This is a genomic window from Nostoc paludosum FACHB-159, from assembly GCF_014698835.1.
Taxonomy (GTDB): domain Bacteria; phylum Cyanobacteriota; class Cyanobacteriia; order Cyanobacteriales; family Nostocaceae; genus Nostoc; species Nostoc paludosum.
Genome location: NZ_JACJTU010000036.1, coordinates 63,069 through 79,556, shown reverse-complemented (window position 1 = coordinate 79,556; position 16,488 = coordinate 63,069). Strand labels below are relative to the sequence as shown.

Sequence of the window (16,488 nt, the reverse complement as noted above, 5' to 3'; positions counted from 1 at the left end):
AATCCCTAAAATTTGTTTTGTCCGGTGGGGATATTTCTGGATATAATCAAAAACCATAACTAATATCGAAAAATGGTAGACGCTCAATTTAACGTTTTACCATTTTTCTTTTCCTAAGTTAATATTTCGGACAAGTCTAATCTGACGCAGCTTAAACTCAGTGACAACCAAATAACCGAGATTCCAGAGGCGATCGCTAATTTAACCAATCTCAGGGAGCTTGAGCTGAGTGGCAATTCAATTACCAAGATTCCATTAGAAATTCTTAATTCAAAAGATCCAAAAGAGATTTTTAATTACTTGAGGCAAATTAGCACAAGTGAAACTCGACCATTACACGAAGCTAAACTCTTGCTTGTTGGACAAGGTAGCGTCGGCAAAACATCCCTCATTGAGCGACTAATCCGCAATCAATACGATCAAAATCAACCCCAAACCGACGGACTAAATGTGCAAACTTGGAACGTGCAGGTCAATAGCAAAGACATCCGCCTGAATGTTTGGGACTTTGGCGGACAGGAAATTTATCATGCCACCCATCAGTTTTTTCTGACTAAGCGTAGCCTCTATCTCCTCGTTTGTAATTGTCGCACCAGCGAAGAAGAAAACCGCATCGAATATTGGCTGAAACTAATCGAAAGCTTCGGCGGACAGTCCCCCGTGATTATCGTTGGCAATAAAAAAGACGAACAACCCCTCGACATCAACCGCAAAGCATTACGCGAAAAATATCCCAACATCCAAGCGATAATCGAAACCTCCTGCCAAGACAATATCGGTATTGATGAACTTCGCACCGCAATTTTGCAGCAAATCGCCAAACTCAAAGAAGTCTACGACCTTTTACCCCTGACATGGTTTGAGGTTAAAGAACAACTCGAATCCATGACTGAAGACTTCATCAGCTACAACAGCTACATCGGCATCTGCCACCAAAAAGAGATTCCCGAAGAACAAAACCAAGAGCAACTCATCGACTTGCTGCATCGACTCGGCTTAGTTCTCAACTTCCGCGATCATCCCATCCTCAAAGATACCAACGTCCTCAAACCCAACTGGGTGACAGAAGGTATTTACGCGCTCCTAAGCGATGAAAACCTCAAAACTAAAACCAAAGGCATTTTCACCTACGCCGATCTCACCCGCCTCCTCAATCCAGAACGCTACCCTACCAAGCGTCACGACTATCTGATCGGGCTGATGAAAGAATTTGAGCTTTGCTTTGCACTAGAGTCTACGCCACCACAATTTCTGATTGCAGGACTTCTGCCTAAAGACCAACCAGACGAAACAAAACTCCAAGGCGAAACCCTGGAATTTCAATACCATTACAAAGTTCTCCCCGAAAGTATCATCTCTCGCTTCATCGTCATCAGCCACGAAAAAATTTATAAACAAATCTATTGGCGCAGTGGCGTAATGCTGCAATATCAAGAAAACAACGAAATCTACAACATCGCTCGGATCAAAGCCGATCCCGAAGACAAAAAAATCTTCATCACCATTAGCGGACGTAAAGAAACACGGCGCTTATTTCTCGGTATTCTCCGCGATATCTTCCAAAAAATCCACAAAAGTCTTCCGAATCTCGAAATCACCGAATGGGTTCCCGTCCCCAACCATCCCAAACATCCACCCCTCGACTACCAAGAACTTCTCGGACTCGAATCAATGGGTGAAAGCACAATCACCATCGGCAAACTAAAATTAAAACTCGATTTGCGTCAACTACTTGATGGGTATGAAGATATAAGAACTCGACAAAGACAACCAATAGACAAAGGAATTATTGAACCAGTCCCCATTAAAGAACCAATTATGTCAGAAAGCATCAGAAACCAAATATTTATTAGCTACAGTCATCAAGATGCAGAATGGTTAACAGAACTGCAAACACAACTAAAACCCTATATTCGTGCAGAAAGTTTGATCGTTTGGGATGACACCAAAATCAAACCTGGCGCAAAATGGAAAGCCGAGATTGAAAAAGCATTAGCCACAGCTAAGGTTGCTATCCTGTTAGTCAGCCCTGACTTTATAGGCTCTGATTTTATCCACAGACATGAACTCCCCCCCTTACTCAACGCAGCCGAACAAGAGGGATTAACCATTATCTGGATTCCAATTAGTGCAAGCTCATACAGAAAAACCGACATCGAAAAATACCAAGCTGTTCACCCTCCAAATAAACCCCTCGACACTCTAAATAAGGCAGAACGTAACCAAGCTTGGGTAAAAATTTGCGAAGAAGTCGAAAAGGCGGCAATAAAATAGAGCCTATGTCAACATTAACCAAATTCAACTTAAATGTTATGGAAATAGGGAACAAATTAAACATCGAACTAAAGCTTCCCTCTGGTAAATAGACTTTTCTCACTCCAGAGGCGATCGGCTTGAAATGATGCCCGCCTTTGATTTAATGAAAATTGAACTAGCGATCGCCAAAATAACAAATGCGATCGCAAAATAACAAATGCGTTCGCAAAATCATAAATGCGTTCGCAAAAATCATAAATGCGCTCGCAAAAATCATAAATGCGCTCGCAAAATCATAAATGCGCTCGCAAAAATCATAAATGCGCTCGCAAAATCATAAATGCGCTCGCAAAATCATAAATGCGCTCGCTATGTTTTGATAGCTGTGTGAGTATCAATAAATCAGCTATTGTTCAACTGCTGAACAAACGCTTGATGTTCAACTGAATTTAGCCCTGTTTGCAACACCGCTAAAACCTGTTGCATATTGTCATTAACTAATGCTGAGACATCCAGCCATAATCCAGGAAATATTTGACTTTCAATGATGCCTGAGGCATTTGGTGTCAGTGTTACGTATTCACCATCTTGCAAGCTGAACCAACTTACAGTTTGCTCAAAAACCTGCCAAACAATATATTCTAAGATGCCATTGCGACGATAGGCGCGTTTTTTATCATACAAATCTTTGGTCGCACTGCTAGCGGCGACTTCTGCGACTAATTCTGGCGCACCTTCCACGTAACCATCACTACCTAGATGAGACTGTCCACCACAGGCTGCATCAATTAACAAAATGGCATCTGGTTGTGGTTCATTATCTAAATCTAGCCGCACAGTTGGATTATCACCTAGTCTGACTCCTGGCGTGGCTACTTTATAATTTCCCAGCCAAATCATTAAATTAGCATGTGGTTCGGCGTGTGGTTCAAAGCGCAAAGGTGATGACACGTAAACGACTCCTTCAATCAATTCGGCTTTTTTGAGGTTGGGCATGGCATTGTAGCGACGCTCAAATTCTGGGCGAGTCAGGCGATCGCCACTCTCAAGAGGCGGAATGTAAGAGGGAGAATGAGTTGGAGTCGGATTTTGTGGAGAGGTGTTAACCACAATTGCAGGTGCTAGGGTGGGTAAATTGATTGTATCGTAGTGTATTGATGCTTTAAACTAACTTTGTAATTTAGGGCGATCGCAGCAAGCAACAGCAAATTTAGTTGGGGATTGATGTGATTAAAGTTAAAGACAAGGTTAACGAAAGTAAGAGAATAACGTAAACGCAAAGCGGCTTGCAGTTGGCTACCGCAGAGATACAGAGGACGCACAGAGATTAATGGCTAAACGTAAGAATTCCTCTAATTCTGATTCAATAGAAGGTTGGAATTATGAGGCGAAGGTTAATGAGATAGAGGAAATCATCGCTCGTATTGAGGCGGGTGAGTTGGAATTGGAAGAGGTTTTCGATCAATTTGCTAAAGCTGTTGAATATTTACGTCAGTGCGAAACTTTTTTGCAGCAGCGACAGCAACAGGTAGATTTATTGATTGAAACTTTGAGCGATGAATAAGTAGGTCGGTGTAAATATTTATTGTTGCGATGAGGCAGGAGGCAGGAGGCAGGAGGCAGGAGGGAAGAGGGTTTGAGCCTATTTAATTTTTATTAACATAGTTTGGTTTTTCGACATTGTTCTACTTAAATGTTTTGTAAATTTTATTAATTTAGCTGGTTGCAATATGGCCAAATAATTATTAATTCATAATTAAAGAATGGGTACAAGCCGCCACTAAATTTAAAATTTAGTGGTCTACAATTAGTGGTGGGTTCAAGCCCCTACTAATTGCAATTATGAATTAGTAATTACTAATTATAAATTATTTTGATGAATACTCTATTTTTTCAGTGTTATCAAAGCATTGAATTGTTTTTTGCCAATCGTCATCATCAATTAGCATTTCTGTAAATTTGAGTCAGTATGTAAAAATACACGAGATGGAATAGTATTACACGCTTGTAGAGCAGTAACGATCGCAGTCTTATCGACACCAGACGCACCAGACAAAAACAGGATAGGTGGCAATACTTGTCGGGTTGTGGGGAAAAGGGGAAAGAAAAAACCTTTACCCTTTTCCCGAAACCAAATTCCGAGTTCAAAATGCAAAAACCCAGCAGTATTGGGATAGCTGGCTTTTTGGACGACATCAATGTTTCCCCTAGATGAGATTAGTACCAAAACAACATAAACTTTTTGATGGTTAACCTGGCAAAAGAGGTAGTTATGGTTAAATTTCTTTTTGTAACAGACTTAGACGATACCCTTGTGTATCGCACTGTGGGAGATGACAGCGCCTTAGCACAACTAAGTGAATTGCTCAGTCAACATCGCCAAGAATATGGTACAAAAATTGTTTATTCTACCGGGCGATCGCCTGTTCTTTACCAAGAACTTCAAGCTCAAAAAAATCTTTTACAACCAGATGCTCTTGTTTTAGCTGTCGGTACAGAAATTTACCTCGATGGCGCTGACACTCCTGATGCTGATTGGTCAGAAGTCTTATCACCTGGTTGGAATCGCGAACTTATATTATCTATAACCAGTAGTTTTCCTGAGTTAGAACCGCAACCAGACTCAGAACAACGTCCCTTCAAAGTCAGCTTTTTCCTTCAACAATCTGTAGCGGGAATTCTACCACGACTTGAGACAGAGTTGCAAAATTATAAATTAAATGTAAAGTTAATCTACAGTAGCGGAATAGACCTTGACATTGTACCCCATTCCAGCGATAAAGGTCAGGCAATGCAATTTTTGCGTCAAAAGTGGAAATTTGCAGCCGAACAAACAGTTGTCTGTGGTGATTCAGGTAATGATATTGCTTTATTTACTGTAGGCAACGAACGGGGAATCATTGTCGGGAATGCCAGAAAAGAGTTACTCGAATGGCACAATGACAATCCTGCTGACCACCGTTACCTGGCAAAAGCTTTTTGTGCAGGTGGAATTCTTGAAGGATTAAAATATTTTGGTTTCTTAGAATGATCAGCTATCTTAAAGGTCTCGTCGCTGGTATCCAAACAATTAACCCTAATCGCGTCATTTTGACTCTAGAAGTGAACGGTATAGGGTATGATTTGCAAATTCCGCAACGTTTAGCAAATCAATTACCAGACTCAGGAGGAGTGGCGCAAATTTTTACTCATTATCAAATTCGCGAAGAAGTGCCGTTACTATACGGCTTTGCTTCGCCAGCAGAACGGGATTTATTTCGTCACTTGCTGAGTGTTAGCGGTATTGGTGCAGCTTTAGCGATCGCTCTATTGGACACTTTGGAACTACCAGATTTAGTCCAAGCAATTATCGCTGGCAATACCCAAATCTTAATTCAAGCCCCCGGTGTCGGTAAGAAAATTGCCGAACGCATCTGTTTAGAACTCAAAAGCAAATTGATCGAGTGGCGCAAGTCAGCGGGCTTCTTCGTCGCCACAGGCGGCCCTGCACCAGGAATTCTCGAAGAAGTGCAAATGACGCTGTTTGCTTTAGGGTATACTGCCCATGAAGTCAGTCACGCCTTACACGTAGTAAGTGAAGATATCGGACTACCAAAAGACGCCTATGTAGAAGATTGGATTAAACAAGCGATCGCTCATCTCAGTAGTAGCGAACAAGTTGGTTATTAGTCAGACAATTTTGGATTTTAGATTGATTCCACGGATAAATCCGGGGGATTCTACCATCAAGGAATCATTGGTGATTAATTTTTCTGGGCGTCCCCGTGTCCCCGCGTCTCCCTCATCTCCCACTCGCCTCTATGCCCCATGACCCTTATGCTTGGATAGAAAAATCTCTGACAACAATTCATCGGGCGGATTGGTATCGTTCAGTACAAACTATCGACGGTCGTCCAGGTGCAACGGTGGTTTTAGCTGGGCAAGAGGTAATTAATTTTGCCAGTAATGATTATTTGGGATTGGCTGGGGATGAACGTTTGATCGCCGCTGCGATCGCTGCTATTGAAGAATTTGGTACTGGTAGTACTGGTTCTAGATTACTCAGTGGACATCGTAAATTACATAGAGAATTAGAAAAGGCGATCGCATCTACCAAACAAACTGAAGATGCCTTGGTATTTAGCTCCGGGTATCTAGCTAATTTGGGTGCAATTACCGCTTTGGTCGGCAAGCGGGATTTAATTTTATCTGACCAATACAATCATTCCAGTTTGAAAAATGGGGCGATTCTGTGCGGTGCAGCAGTTGTCGAATATCCGCACTGTGATGTTGTCGCACTTAAAACTCAGTTAAGTCAACAGCGGCAAAATTACCGACGCTGTTTGATTCTGACTGATAGCGTCTTCAGCATGGATGGCGATTTATGTCCAATGCCAGCACTTTTGGATCTCGCTGATGAGTTTAACTGTATGCTGCTAGTTGATGAAGCTCATGCCACCGGGATATTAGGAAAAACTGGTGCTGGATGTGTTGAATATTTTGGATGTACGGGAAAGCCCCTAATTCAAATTGGTACTTTGAGTAAAGCTTTAGGTAGTTTAGGCGGGTATGTAGCAGGAAGTAGCGTCCTAATCGATTTTTTACGGAACCGCGCACCTAGTTGGATTTACACCACTGGACTTTCACCTGCTGATACAGCCGCAGCCTTAGCAGCGATCGAGATAGTGCAACAAGAACCGCAACGCCGTGCCCAATTGTGGGAAAATGTGCGTTACTTGAAAGCTTTGCTCGAACACCTACCTAATCTAAAATTACTGCCTTCTGAATCACCCATATTATGTTTTCAATTGCCTAATGCCACAGATGCACTCAAAGCTGGAAAGTACCTTAGAGATGCTGGCATTTTTGCCCCAGCAATTCGTCCCCCCACAGTGCCCACAAGTCGCATCAGAATATCTGTAATGGCAACTCATCAAGCAGCACATATTGAAAAATTGGTAGCGGTGCTGAAGGAAATGGGAAGTGGGGAGTGGTGAGTGGTGAGTAGAAGCCTCAGGGGAAGAATTTTATAAGTTGGTCAATTATTCCTTGATTCAGGAATGCCATATACGATGAATCCAAATGTAGAGACGTTGCAATGCAATGTCTGTGCAACGATTTTGATATCATGAACAATCCTTTTTAGACATGAAATTAGCAACATTTAGAAAGAAATTACTTTGCGATCGCGCAAAAACTTACCGCTTATATTGCGTGGAGCATCAGTAGCCAACCAGATTGCAGTGTCGGCTCCTTTTTCTGGTGAACGCGGTGCTGATGACCCACCCATATCCGTTTTCACCCACCCCGGACAAATAGAATTCACAACGATCCCTTTGGAGTGCAAAGCTTGTGCCAGCATAATTGTTGCCCCATTTAATGCCAGCTTCGATAGGCAGTAACTTGGCACATCGGCGGATAAATCTGACAATGCTCCATAACCACTTGAAACATTAATAACTCTAGCATTTGGGGATTTTTCTAACAGGGGTAAAAATGCCTGCACCATCCGAATTGGGCCAAACGTATTAGCATTCATTGTGGAATCGAGCAAGTCACGGTCAATGGTGAGAATGTTTACATCCTTGTCTGGATACACGCCAGCATTATTAATCAAAACATCTAACCGATCGCTGTTTTGGTGGAGGGTTTTCACTGCTTCATTGATGGAGCGATCGTCAGCCACATCCAATTCCATAGGAATTACCTTTCCTTGAAGTTTCTGGGCTGCTTGTTTGGCGTTATCAAGGGAGCGCGAAGTAATAATTACTTCATAGTCTTTTGCCAGTAGACCCTGGGCGATCGCAAACCCAATCCCTCGGTTACCACCTGTAACTAGTGCCCATTTATCTTGTATTGATTTAATCACAGTACTTTCCCTCCAGTTATTTTTTGACTATTTCGCTAGTTATAATTGGCAAAAAATATAGCAAGCTGTTGCCTGTTCCTTGGTATATCAAACATTCTAGATATCTGCATGGAAATTTCAACTCTTCCCATCGCGGCAAAGTTATGGGTAAAGTCACAACAGCAGTTACAGATAAGGACTTTCCAAAAATGGACGTAACTGGATTCGAACCAGTGACCTCTACGATGTCAACGTAGCGCTCTAACCAACTGAGCTATACGTCCTTAACCACACGATTATCAATCATAACACATATATTTTTCAAAAAGCAAGATAAAGAATCTAGATGATTTCAGTATCATTCGACCCTAGTGTTACGATTATTAAGGTTATTCGGTTCTGGTGGGGGTCAACTACCAGAGGTAACTCTTAAAGTTCGGTGTAAATCCGGCGCTTGGGAGCAACTGCGAACTGATTTGAGATTTGAGATTAGCTTGTCTAGGCGATCGCAAATTCCAAATTGAGTGAGTCGGGATGCCTACCGAAGTAAATTTATCAGTTCCAAATTTGAGTGAGGTACAGATGACTGCGACTGCAAATATTTCCACAACCGATCGCTGTGATATTCCTGACCACACTTTATTTGTTTGCAAAACCTGTGCCAGCGCTTGGCAAGATGGAAAACGTTTAGCTGGAAGTGGTGGCGAACAACTATTACAGGAACTCCAGCACCTAGCACAAGATTGGGAGTTGCGAGACGAATTCCCAATTCAAGAAGTTGAATGTATGAGTGCTTGTAATCGTTCTTGTGTGGTTGCCTTTGCTGCCAAAGGCAAATTAACATATTTATTTGGCGATCTAGCTGTTAATGAAAGTGCATCTGCGGTCTTGGAATGTGCTAGTCAATACTATGCCAAGCCAGATGGTTTACTGCCTTGGTCAGAGCGTCCAAAAGCACTGAAAAATGGTATTTTGGCCAAAATTCCACCTGTATGATGCGCGTTTTAATTCTGGGTGGAACGGGAGATGCAGCAGAATTAGCTGCTAGACTCGCGGCGATGGAAGAGGTAGAAGCAATCACATCCTTAGCTGGCCGCACCCGTGAACCATCAGTTCCTTTAGGTGATTTGCGAGTTGGAGGCTTCGGTGGTGTGGCTGGGTTGGTTAGTTATCTGGAAGTAATGCAAATTGATTTGCTAATTGATGCAACCCATCCCTTTGCTACCCAGATTTCTTGGAATGCTGTAGAGGCTGCAACCAAAGTTGGAATACCCCATCTAATGTTAATTCGTCCACCTTGGCAAAAGGTAAGTGGCGATCGCTGGATTGAAGTTGACAGCGTTACAGCCGCAGCATCAGTCTTGCAAAACCAGGCGCAGCGAGTATTTTTGACAGTTGGTAGGCAAGAACTCGCCGCTTTCGCTCACCTCAAAGATATTTGGTTTTTAATGCGAATGATCGATCCTCCTGCCCCTGATGCCTTGGTGCCACCAGGGATATTATTGTGCGATCGCGGCCCCTTTACCCTCAATAATGAAAGGGAAATCCTGATTCAACACAACATCGATACCATAGTCAGTAAAAATAGTGGTGGCGATGCAACCTACGCCAAAATTATTGCTGCACGAGAACTTGAGGTGAAAGTTGTGATGGTCAATCGTCCAGCCATACCACCAGGGAATTACGTTACTAATGTTGATGATGCTTTGGCTTGGGTATTTGATAAGTTGCACAACTAAACTAGTTAAGTTCTTATGCTTTGAAATTACACAATGACTCATGTTGTTAACGGCTGACAGTTAAGGTCAACCGTCAATAATTAACAGGAACCGAAATTTCAAACTCTTGATTCTTTCTAATTAAACAAAAAAGGTATCAACTGGTACAGAGCCAAAGCCAGGTAATGTACCGTAGGTTTCTAACCTAATTGACAAATCACTACTGGCTTGAAATCCTGCTATACCATCGTTGACAACTAAAAATAAATCTAGACCGTTGTAAACTATAGCAGCACTATTAATACCCAGAGTTTGGTTGCCTGCCAATTTTCCATTAGCATCAACAAATACCTGCTGTGTCATCTCTACTGTCGAATAGCCGTCATAGTCGGCAGCACGAGTTAAGGCGACTGGTTTTCCTAAAGCTGTACCATTTGCAGCTAGTAAATCGATTTTTTCGTTGCCAATAGTAAACAAGTCTATTGCATCAGGAGCCAAGGCTGAAGAGTCTCCAAACTGGAAAACGTAAATATTATTGTTGTCTAGGTCACTGGCAAAATAGTCTTGTCCAGCCCCACCATTAAAGATATCTTTGCCAGTGATACTTTCAAGATAATCATCACCGTTTCCTCCGTTGATGACATCATCACCTGCTCCGGCATAGAGGTAATCATTTCCATCTCCACCGTTGAGGGTGTCGTTGCCATTTTGGCCATAGAGAACGTCACCACCTGCTAGTCCGCTGAGTATATTGTTGCCACCATCACCTGTAATATCATTATCGAGACTATTTCCTGTACCGTTGATATTACCGACACTGCCAACGAGTGTTAAATTTTCCAGATTGGCTGCTAGGGTATATGTAGCAGAAGCTTCGACTCGATCGCTATCTGTAGTAGAGGTTTCGATAATTACATCTAGGGTATTATCAACTATGTAAGTATCATTGCCAGAGCCACCGATTAAGGTATCAACACCTCCTTTACCATCAAGAGTGTCGTCTCCTACTCCGCCGTTGAGAGTGTTATTACCACTATTACCCGTGATTCTATTATCTAAGCTGTTGCCTGTACCGTTAATGGCAGCAGTTCCCGTAAGGGTTAATTCTTCTAGATTTGTCCCTAAAGTATAAGTAACAGAAGAGAGAATTGTGTCATAGCCATAGGTAGCAGTTTCGGAAATTACATCCCCAACGTTATCTACAACGTATGTATCTCCGCCAGCACCGCCGATGAGAGTGTCTAGGCCAGCTTTGCCATCAAGATAATCATATCCATCGCCACCAATCAAGCGATCGCTTTTACTACCACCAAATAATGAATCGTCACTAGCGCCACCATCTAGTGTAACTGAACCCAAGGTAAATCCAGATGCATCTAAAGTATTCCAGCTACTACCGCCAGTGAGTACAGCTTGTTCAACGCTAATGAGTACATCAACACCATTGGCAATTAGGCGATCGTTGGTGAGAATAAATTTAGCTAAATCACCCGATTCTACTACTTTGTCAGTGCCAGCTCCACCATTGAGCAAATCGCTGTCAGCGCCGCCAGTGAGGATATCATTACCATCTCCACCGTTAAGAGTATCATCACCCGCACCACCAATTAAGGTGTCGTTACCAGCTTTTCCATTAATAGTATTTTCTTCATTTCCTCCAGTCAATTTTTCACTAATATCAGTGCCATTAATCACCGTACCTGGCAAAGAAGGTGAAGGAATTGAAATTCTCAGATTGTATAACCCAGTAGCACTACTGCCATAATATGCAGCACCAACAACAGCAAAATAATAAGTACCTATAGGCAGAGAAGTGAGATCAATTCTTTCAGTATAGGGATAATTAGGTAATTGGTAACTAGTTACGTCATCATAACTATCTGTTGCAGGATTATACTTGAATAAAACGACATTATAAGTAGCTTTAATATTGACAACATCCGGCGAAGACAGTTCAATATAACTGTTCAGAGGTGCTGTAGAATCTAGTTTAAAAGTATACCAATCGATATCATTTTTAGATGCATCTGAAGTCAGATTAGTTAAAACTCCTGCACCTGTATTTGTTCCTTTTAATGAACCTAAATTAACAGCTAAGTCTGAAATGTTATTATTTTCTTTGTCAATAAAACCCAAATTTTTAGGCATAAACTATTCTCCTGCAATAAATTTTTGCTGTCTGGACTGTGGTTGAATAAATACAAATTTTATTCAATTTGTAAGCAATTTAGAGTCATCAACAACAACTAAATTTAGTTGATTGATATCTCAATACTTGTCGGTTAAGCGGAAAAGAGGAAGGAGAAAGAGGAAATAAAAAACCTTTACCCTTTACCCCAAACCAAATTCCGAGTTAAAAATGCTTAACCGAGCAGTATTGGATTGACATCTATATGTGAATTCGTTGATATTTTCAGATTAGACAAAAAAAGGGGAAAACTAGAGGAAAGAATTCAAAATACTAACCTTGGGCAAATTTCAATACATAAAAATACCCCCGCCTTTTCAAATAAGCGAGGGTCTAAATAAAAGAAAATTGCTATAGATATTTATCCAACTGTTGTTAATGCTGGTTCTGCTAAAAAATATTTCAGATTTTCTTTCTCAGTGGCAAATTTCAAATACACAGACGCCATTTCTGGGGTTAGAAATTCAATCATTAATCTGTTTTCCACCCAGAACTCAATCACATCAAAGAAAGAATCACGGTTACAGCGGACTACGCGCCAGCCTTCACGGACACCAATTTGTTTGATTTCTTCCTGGCTAGTAGGTACAGAAATAGCTGCATGAATATCTGTAAACCTGGAACTAATAGCAGTATGCACAAATAGACATTCTTCATCACCTTCACCAGGCTCTATTTGAGAACCTAAAGGATAAAGTTCAATGGCTGTACCGTGTTCATCGAAAGGTATAACCATATAACTGCCTGGGTTCGGAGGAAAAGGAACAGCTTGTGCTTTTAAAATTTCTGCAAGAACTTGGGCAACATGGTTCGGGTTTCTAACAGCAATGGAAATATGGTGAATCATAATAATAATCTCAGTTCGATATCTTGTAGATTACGAAACAATCGGGGAAAACTAGGGGAGATAAATCAGACTAAATTTTGGATTTTGGATTGAAGATTTAATGATAAGTAGAATCGCGCAAAAAACTGAAGTATGTAACGGAAAGTAAAGTTGCTCAAAAAGCTCTTTCCTCCTGACTTCTGACTTGTAAGTAGGCAACAGGCAACAGGGAAGAACTATATATTTACATGCATGACGATGAAAAAATTTTCATCGGGACTGCCTTGTCATAACGACAATTTTCAACGCCGACTTACTTATGAGGGTAAAGTCTGCGATCGCCTATGACGGAGCTTAACCCAATACGCTTGAGATCGGCCTGTTTTCTCGGCAAGTTGCAAGGGCATGTGTCCATAAAGCCAGAAGCCTACATCGCCGCAAGCGTTCGATGTAGGTAGTTCGCCTAAAATTCCCAGCCAAATTGTAAACCAACGATATCCACACTACCTTCAAAATTACCTTTGAGGGCACCGGCTGTAGTACTTGACTGGTTAATGTCGCTATCGTTTACAAATACGTGAGTGTAACCAATGTCGAAATTCAATGACTTGGAAGGCTTGTAGCTAGCACCGAAGCCAATTAAAGTGCGATCGCCACCAACAGTAAGTCTTTCCCCCCTGCCCCTCTGCCCCTTTGCTCCTCTGCTGACCACAACGCAAAGTTTCCTTAGCACACTACTAGAAGCACATAGCTATGCTTCATTATTGAGGCCGACCGTAGTGAGCTTTACCTTGCCCATCAGTAGTTTCAAGCACTAGAACTTGCTGCCCGTAATCATTTGTCTCAATTGACCACTGGTAGGTTTCAGGCTTTGCTGAATTGCGACTAGAGTAGGTGCGCCCGCTATTGCAGATTTGCCCTTGGGATGTACTGTCGCTAGGTTGAAAAGTCAAACGGCCAGCTTCAACTTTTACTTTGCCTTTTTCCTCTATGAATAGGTTAGACGTGCAGTTATAGGTAGTGATTTGAATCAGCCTTCTTCGCTGGTAGTTACCGTTAGAGGCCAGTTGAAATTGATCGCTAGAACCGTTCGGAGCTGCTGGCCGTCCTGTGTAGCTGTCTTGGTATTGGATGGATGAAATTCGACCATACCGCCACTCACCTTGAAGTTCGGTAGGCACTCCAGCATCATTTTGAGCCTGACTGGCGGTTGGGTAAAAGACAAGGCTGGCATTGAGACCCAAGCCAAGGACACTAGCAGCTAAGAAACGAGTAGCTTTTGACATAGAATTAAGTTCCTTATTTGTTATTGAGTACAGATGAATTTTGAGCAATAGATTTATGAACAAGAATTCAGAATTCTGTTGTATATATTGTTTGTGTTTACTTGATGTAGTTTGCAATTTATCCAGCAAACTGCAATCCGTATTTGTTGAATACAGGCTGTACTTTTTCCATATTTACTAATGGACTATCTGCTACTTCACCCATTTCTTCATAAAACTTTTTCGCTCCCTTGGGTGCAATTAAAACTAAGAATTTAGTAGTAGCGGAACGAACTTTGAAGGCGTGCGGTACATTGTGAGGAATGTTAACGAAACAGCCTGGTGATGCCAAAATTGTTTCTGTACCGACTTGAATATCTATTTCACCTTCTAAAATATAAAACGCTTCTTCCCAAGGATGAGTGTGCAGTGGCGGGCCATTTTCTTGTGTATCTGTAATTTCATAAACTGCCCAAGTTCCATTTGTTTCTTCGCCGGTTGCTTTGGTTGTAAAATGTGCGCCAAGAACCGAAAATTGATTGCCTTCTCCTGGTGTCAGAACAATTGGTTTACGTATGGTTGAAGTTTGCATATAAGCTATTCCTTGTTGTGTAATTTAGTAGATATCAGCTACAAACTTGATTTGATGTTTATTAGATTAGTAAGGAATCGGGTAGAAGTAGGGGAGACAATTGGGTGATTGAGATTTTTTTTGTAACTGATTATTAAAGAACTGAAGTAAGATAAAAATTTCTAGGAATAATGAGTAACCCATTCTGGCGAAAGTCAATATTGCAATGCTTAACCAATCACTCAAATTCCCCAAAGCCGACATCTTAGTAATTGATGACACACCAGAAAACCTAAACCTTCTATCCGCTATGCTGACGGAGCAGGGATATAAAGTAAGGAGTGTTACTAAAGGTTCTACGGGTTTACGGGGAGCAAATGCAGTTCCTCCAGATTTGATTTTGTTGGATGTGAATATGCCTGAGATGAATGGCTATGAAGTCTGCCAAAATTTGAAGGCAAACGATCGCACTCGTGAAATCCCGGTAATTTTTATCAGTGCTTTGGGTGATGTACTTGATAAAATCAAAGCTTTTGCAGTCGGTGGAGTAGACTACATCACTAAGCCTTTTCAACTAGAAGAGGTTTTAGCCCGGATTGAAAATCACTTGACGATTCGGCAATTGCAACAACAACTCCAAGCCCAAAATCAGCAGTTGCAGCAAGAAATCCACGATCGCACTAAGGCAGAAGAGAAGTTTGCTAAAGTTTTTCGCTCTAGTCCCAACCCAATCGCCATCGCTACAGTTTCGGAAGCTCGTTTTCTTGACGCCAATCCCAGTTTCTTAAGGATCAGCGGCTATTCTCTAGAGGAAGTGATTGGACACACCGCGACTGAACTTGATTTTGGCAAAAATACAGTAGCATTCGCCCAAAAAATCCAACTTCTGCCCAAAACTGGCTCACTTTACAATCAAGAATTTGAATTTTCTACTAAATGTGGTGAAGTTAAAACTATACTAATATCTATCGAATTAATTGACCTCGCCGGAGTACCGTGTGCTTTATTAATTGCCAATGACATCACTGAACGCAAACGTCTAGAAAACGAGTTTATCTCTTTAGTCAGTCATGAATTGCGTACACCTCTAACTTCCACAATGGGAGCATTAGATTTGTTAGGTGCAGGACAACTAGGAACTCTCACTGCACAAGGGCAAAAAGTCCTGAGCATTGCGACAACTAATACTGAACGCCTGATGCGCTTGGTGAACGATATTCTCGATTTAGAGCGGATGAAATCGGGCAAAATCTTCATGCGAAGAGCCAAGTGTAATGTCGCCGAATTGCTAATTACAGCAACGGAGGCAATGCAAGCAATGGCAGATAAATTACAAGTCCAACTAATTGTCAATCCTTTGACAATTGAGTTTTGGGCAGATTCCGATCGCCTACTACAAACATTGACAAATTTACTCAGTAATGCTATCAAATTTTCGGAACCAGGCGATCGCGTGTGGATTAGTGCCATTCTCTCAGAATCTAAAACCGTTGATTCTCAAGAAAATCAGAATTCCCTTACTTCCTCACCCAACTACGTTTTGATTACCATCCAAGATGAAGGACGAGGAATTCCGGAAGATAAATTACAAATTATCTTCGAGCGTTTTCAGCAGGTAGATGCATCTGATTCCCGTAACAAAGGAGGAACAGGTTTAGGACTTGCCATTTGTCGGAATATTGTGCAGCAACATAACGGTAAAATCTGGGTTCAGAGCATTTTAGGAGAAGGCAGTACATTTTATGTGCTGTTACCTTTAACTAGCTGATTTATGGATGACAAAGAACAAAAGTCTTACCCTACTTTTCCCCGATCGCATTTTAGAATAATTCCAGAA

At 41.6% G+C, this 16,488-nt stretch carries 15 protein-coding genes, 1 tRNA gene and 1 pseudogene; 8 read left to right on the top strand and 9 right to left on the bottom strand.

The annotated features are described in order from the left end of the window. Window positions 1-123: 123 nt before the first annotated feature. Window positions 124-2,274: pseudogene (locus tag H6H03_RS27965) on the top strand (COR domain-containing protein); the annotation flags it as partial. Window positions 2,275-2,658: 384 nt separating this feature from the next. Here the strand turns inward: H6H03_RS27965 and H6H03_RS27960 are convergent. Further along, entirely contained in the window at window positions 2,659-3,366 is a 708-nt protein-coding gene (locus H6H03_RS27960) for a Uma2 family endonuclease (protein ID WP_313931937.1), read from the bottom strand. A gap of 220 nt (window positions 3,367-3,586) precedes the next feature. Between H6H03_RS27960 and xseB the strand changes: the two genes are divergently transcribed. Beyond that, window positions 3,587-3,820 (top strand): exodeoxyribonuclease VII small subunit, encoded by a 234-nt coding sequence (gene xseB, locus H6H03_RS27955; RefSeq protein WP_190958314.1) that lies wholly within the window; start codon window positions 3,587-3,589, stop codon window positions 3,818-3,820. Between the two features lie 378 nt (window positions 3,821-4,198). Here xseB and H6H03_RS27950 read toward each other — a convergent pair whose 3' ends face one another. After that, a complete protein-coding gene (locus tag H6H03_RS27950; protein WP_190958313.1) occupies window positions 4,199-4,483 on the bottom strand; it encodes a hypothetical protein in 285 nt (94 codons plus the stop codon). A gap of 45 nt (window positions 4,484-4,528) precedes the next feature. On the opposite strand from H6H03_RS27950, the gene H6H03_RS27945 reads away from it, so the two are divergent. The 3 genes from H6H03_RS27945 (at window position 4,529) to bioF (ending at window position 7,232) form a co-directional block, all read left to right on the top strand. Beyond that, window positions 4,529-5,287 carry a sucrose-phosphate phosphatase gene (locus H6H03_RS27945; protein WP_190958312.1) on the top strand — a complete coding sequence of 253 codons (759 nt, stop codon included), beginning with the start codon at window positions 4,529-4,531 and terminating at the stop codon, window positions 5,285-5,287. After that, window positions 5,284-5,925 carry a Holliday junction branch migration protein RuvA gene (gene ruvA / locus H6H03_RS27940; protein WP_190958311.1) on the top strand — a complete coding sequence of 214 codons (642 nt, stop codon included), beginning with the start codon at window positions 5,284-5,286 and terminating at the stop codon, window positions 5,923-5,925. The genes H6H03_RS27945 and ruvA overlap by 4 nt, the downstream gene beginning before the upstream one ends. Before the next feature lie 131 nt (window positions 5,926-6,056). Next, window positions 6,057-7,232, top strand: a complete 1,176-nt coding sequence (gene bioF, locus H6H03_RS27935) for an 8-amino-7-oxononanoate synthase (protein ID WP_190958310.1) — start codon at window positions 6,057-6,059, stop codon at window positions 7,230-7,232. Window positions 7,233-7,399: 167 nt separating this feature from the next. Here bioF and H6H03_RS27930 read toward each other — a convergent pair whose 3' ends face one another. Further along, window positions 7,400-8,104 carry an SDR family NAD(P)-dependent oxidoreductase gene (locus H6H03_RS27930; protein WP_313931936.1) on the bottom strand — a complete coding sequence of 235 codons (705 nt, stop codon included), beginning with the start codon at window positions 8,102-8,104 and terminating at the stop codon, window positions 7,400-7,402. A 189-nt stretch (window positions 8,105-8,293) separates the two neighbouring features. After that, a tRNA-Val gene (locus tag H6H03_RS27925) sits at window positions 8,294-8,367 on the bottom strand. A gap of 298 nt (window positions 8,368-8,665) precedes the next feature. Here H6H03_RS27925 and H6H03_RS27920 point away from each other — a divergent pair. Together H6H03_RS27920 and H6H03_RS27915 are read left to right on the top strand one after the other, a co-directional pair. After that, window positions 8,666-9,079 (top strand): DUF1636 domain-containing protein, encoded by a 414-nt coding sequence (locus H6H03_RS27920; protein ID WP_190958319.1) that lies wholly within the window; start codon window positions 8,666-8,668, stop codon window positions 9,077-9,079. Then, entirely contained in the window at window positions 9,076-9,822 is a 747-nt protein-coding gene (locus H6H03_RS27915; protein WP_190958309.1) for a cobalt-precorrin-6A reductase, read from the top strand. The genes H6H03_RS27920 and H6H03_RS27915 overlap by 4 nt, the downstream gene beginning before the upstream one ends. Window positions 9,823-9,942: 120 nt before the next feature. Here the strand turns inward: H6H03_RS27915 and H6H03_RS41485 are convergent, their stop codons facing one another. From H6H03_RS41485 to H6H03_RS27890, 5 genes are all read right to left on the bottom strand, one after another. Continuing rightward, window positions 9,943-11,949 carry a calcium-binding protein gene (locus H6H03_RS41485; protein ID WP_190958308.1) on the bottom strand — a complete coding sequence of 669 codons (2,007 nt, stop codon included), beginning with the start codon at window positions 11,947-11,949 and terminating at the stop codon, window positions 9,943-9,945. Window positions 11,950-12,350: 401 nt separating this feature from the next. Further along, on the bottom strand, window positions 12,351-12,836 hold the full coding sequence (locus H6H03_RS27905; protein ID WP_190958307.1) for a hypothetical protein: 486 nt from the start codon (window positions 12,834-12,836) through the stop codon (window positions 12,351-12,353). 442 nt (window positions 12,837-13,278) lie between these two features. Further along, window positions 13,279-13,527 carry an outer membrane protein transport protein gene (locus tag H6H03_RS40595; RefSeq protein ID WP_190958306.1) on the bottom strand — a complete coding sequence of 83 codons (249 nt, stop codon included), beginning with the start codon at window positions 13,525-13,527 and terminating at the stop codon, window positions 13,279-13,281. Window positions 13,528-13,576: 49 nt separating this feature from the next. Further along, window positions 13,577-14,101 carry a hypothetical protein gene (locus tag H6H03_RS27895; RefSeq protein ID WP_190958305.1) on the bottom strand — a complete coding sequence of 175 codons (525 nt, stop codon included), beginning with the start codon at window positions 14,099-14,101 and terminating at the stop codon, window positions 13,577-13,579. A 118-nt stretch (window positions 14,102-14,219) separates the two neighbouring features. After that, the gene (locus tag H6H03_RS27890) at window positions 14,220-14,672 is read right to left on the bottom strand and encodes a cupin domain-containing protein (RefSeq protein ID WP_190958304.1); all 453 of its coding nucleotides are present in this window, start codon (window positions 14,670-14,672) and stop codon (window positions 14,220-14,222) included. A 205-nt stretch (window positions 14,673-14,877) separates the two neighbouring features. Between H6H03_RS27890 and H6H03_RS27885 the strand changes: the two genes are divergently transcribed. Next, entirely contained in the window at window positions 14,878-16,419 is a 1,542-nt protein-coding gene (locus tag H6H03_RS27885; protein ID WP_190958303.1) for a hybrid sensor histidine kinase/response regulator, read from the top strand. Window positions 16,420-16,488 lie beyond the last annotated feature (69 nt).

Excerpts from the sequence above, each read along its gene's own strand:
- xseB (WP_190958314.1), top strand. The coding sequence starts at position 3,587 with ATGGCTAAACGTAAGAATTCCTCTAATTCTGATTCAATAGAAGGTTGG.
- H6H03_RS27945 (WP_190958312.1), top strand. The coding sequence starts at position 4,529 with ATGGTTAAATTTCTTTTTGTAACAGACTTAGACGATACCCTTGTGTAT.
- ruvA (WP_190958311.1), top strand. The coding sequence starts at position 5,284 with ATGATCAGCTATCTTAAAGGTCTCGTCGCTGGTATCCAAACAATTAAC.
- bioF (WP_190958310.1), top strand. The coding sequence starts at position 6,057 with ATGCCCCATGACCCTTATGCTTGGATAGAAAAATCTCTGACAACAATT.
- H6H03_RS27920 (WP_190958319.1), top strand. The coding sequence starts at position 8,666 with ATGACTGCGACTGCAAATATTTCCACAACCGATCGCTGTGATATTCCT.
- H6H03_RS27915 (WP_190958309.1), top strand. The coding sequence starts at position 9,076 with ATGATGCGCGTTTTAATTCTGGGTGGAACGGGAGATGCAGCAGAATTA.
- H6H03_RS41485 (WP_190958308.1), bottom strand. The coding sequence starts at position 11,949 with ATGCCTAAAAATTTGGGTTTTATTGACAAAGAAAATAATAACATTTCA.
- H6H03_RS27905 (WP_190958307.1), bottom strand. The coding sequence starts at position 12,836 with ATGATTCACCATATTTCCATTGCTGTTAGAAACCCGAACCATGTTGCC.
- H6H03_RS27895 (WP_190958305.1), bottom strand. The coding sequence starts at position 14,101 with ATGTCAAAAGCTACTCGTTTCTTAGCTGCTAGTGTCCTTGGCTTGGGT.
- H6H03_RS27890 (WP_190958304.1), bottom strand. The coding sequence starts at position 14,672 with ATGCAAACTTCAACCATACGTAAACCAATTGTTCTGACACCAGGAGAA.
- H6H03_RS27885 (WP_190958303.1), top strand. The coding sequence starts at position 14,878 with ATGCTTAACCAATCACTCAAATTCCCCAAAGCCGACATCTTAGTAATT.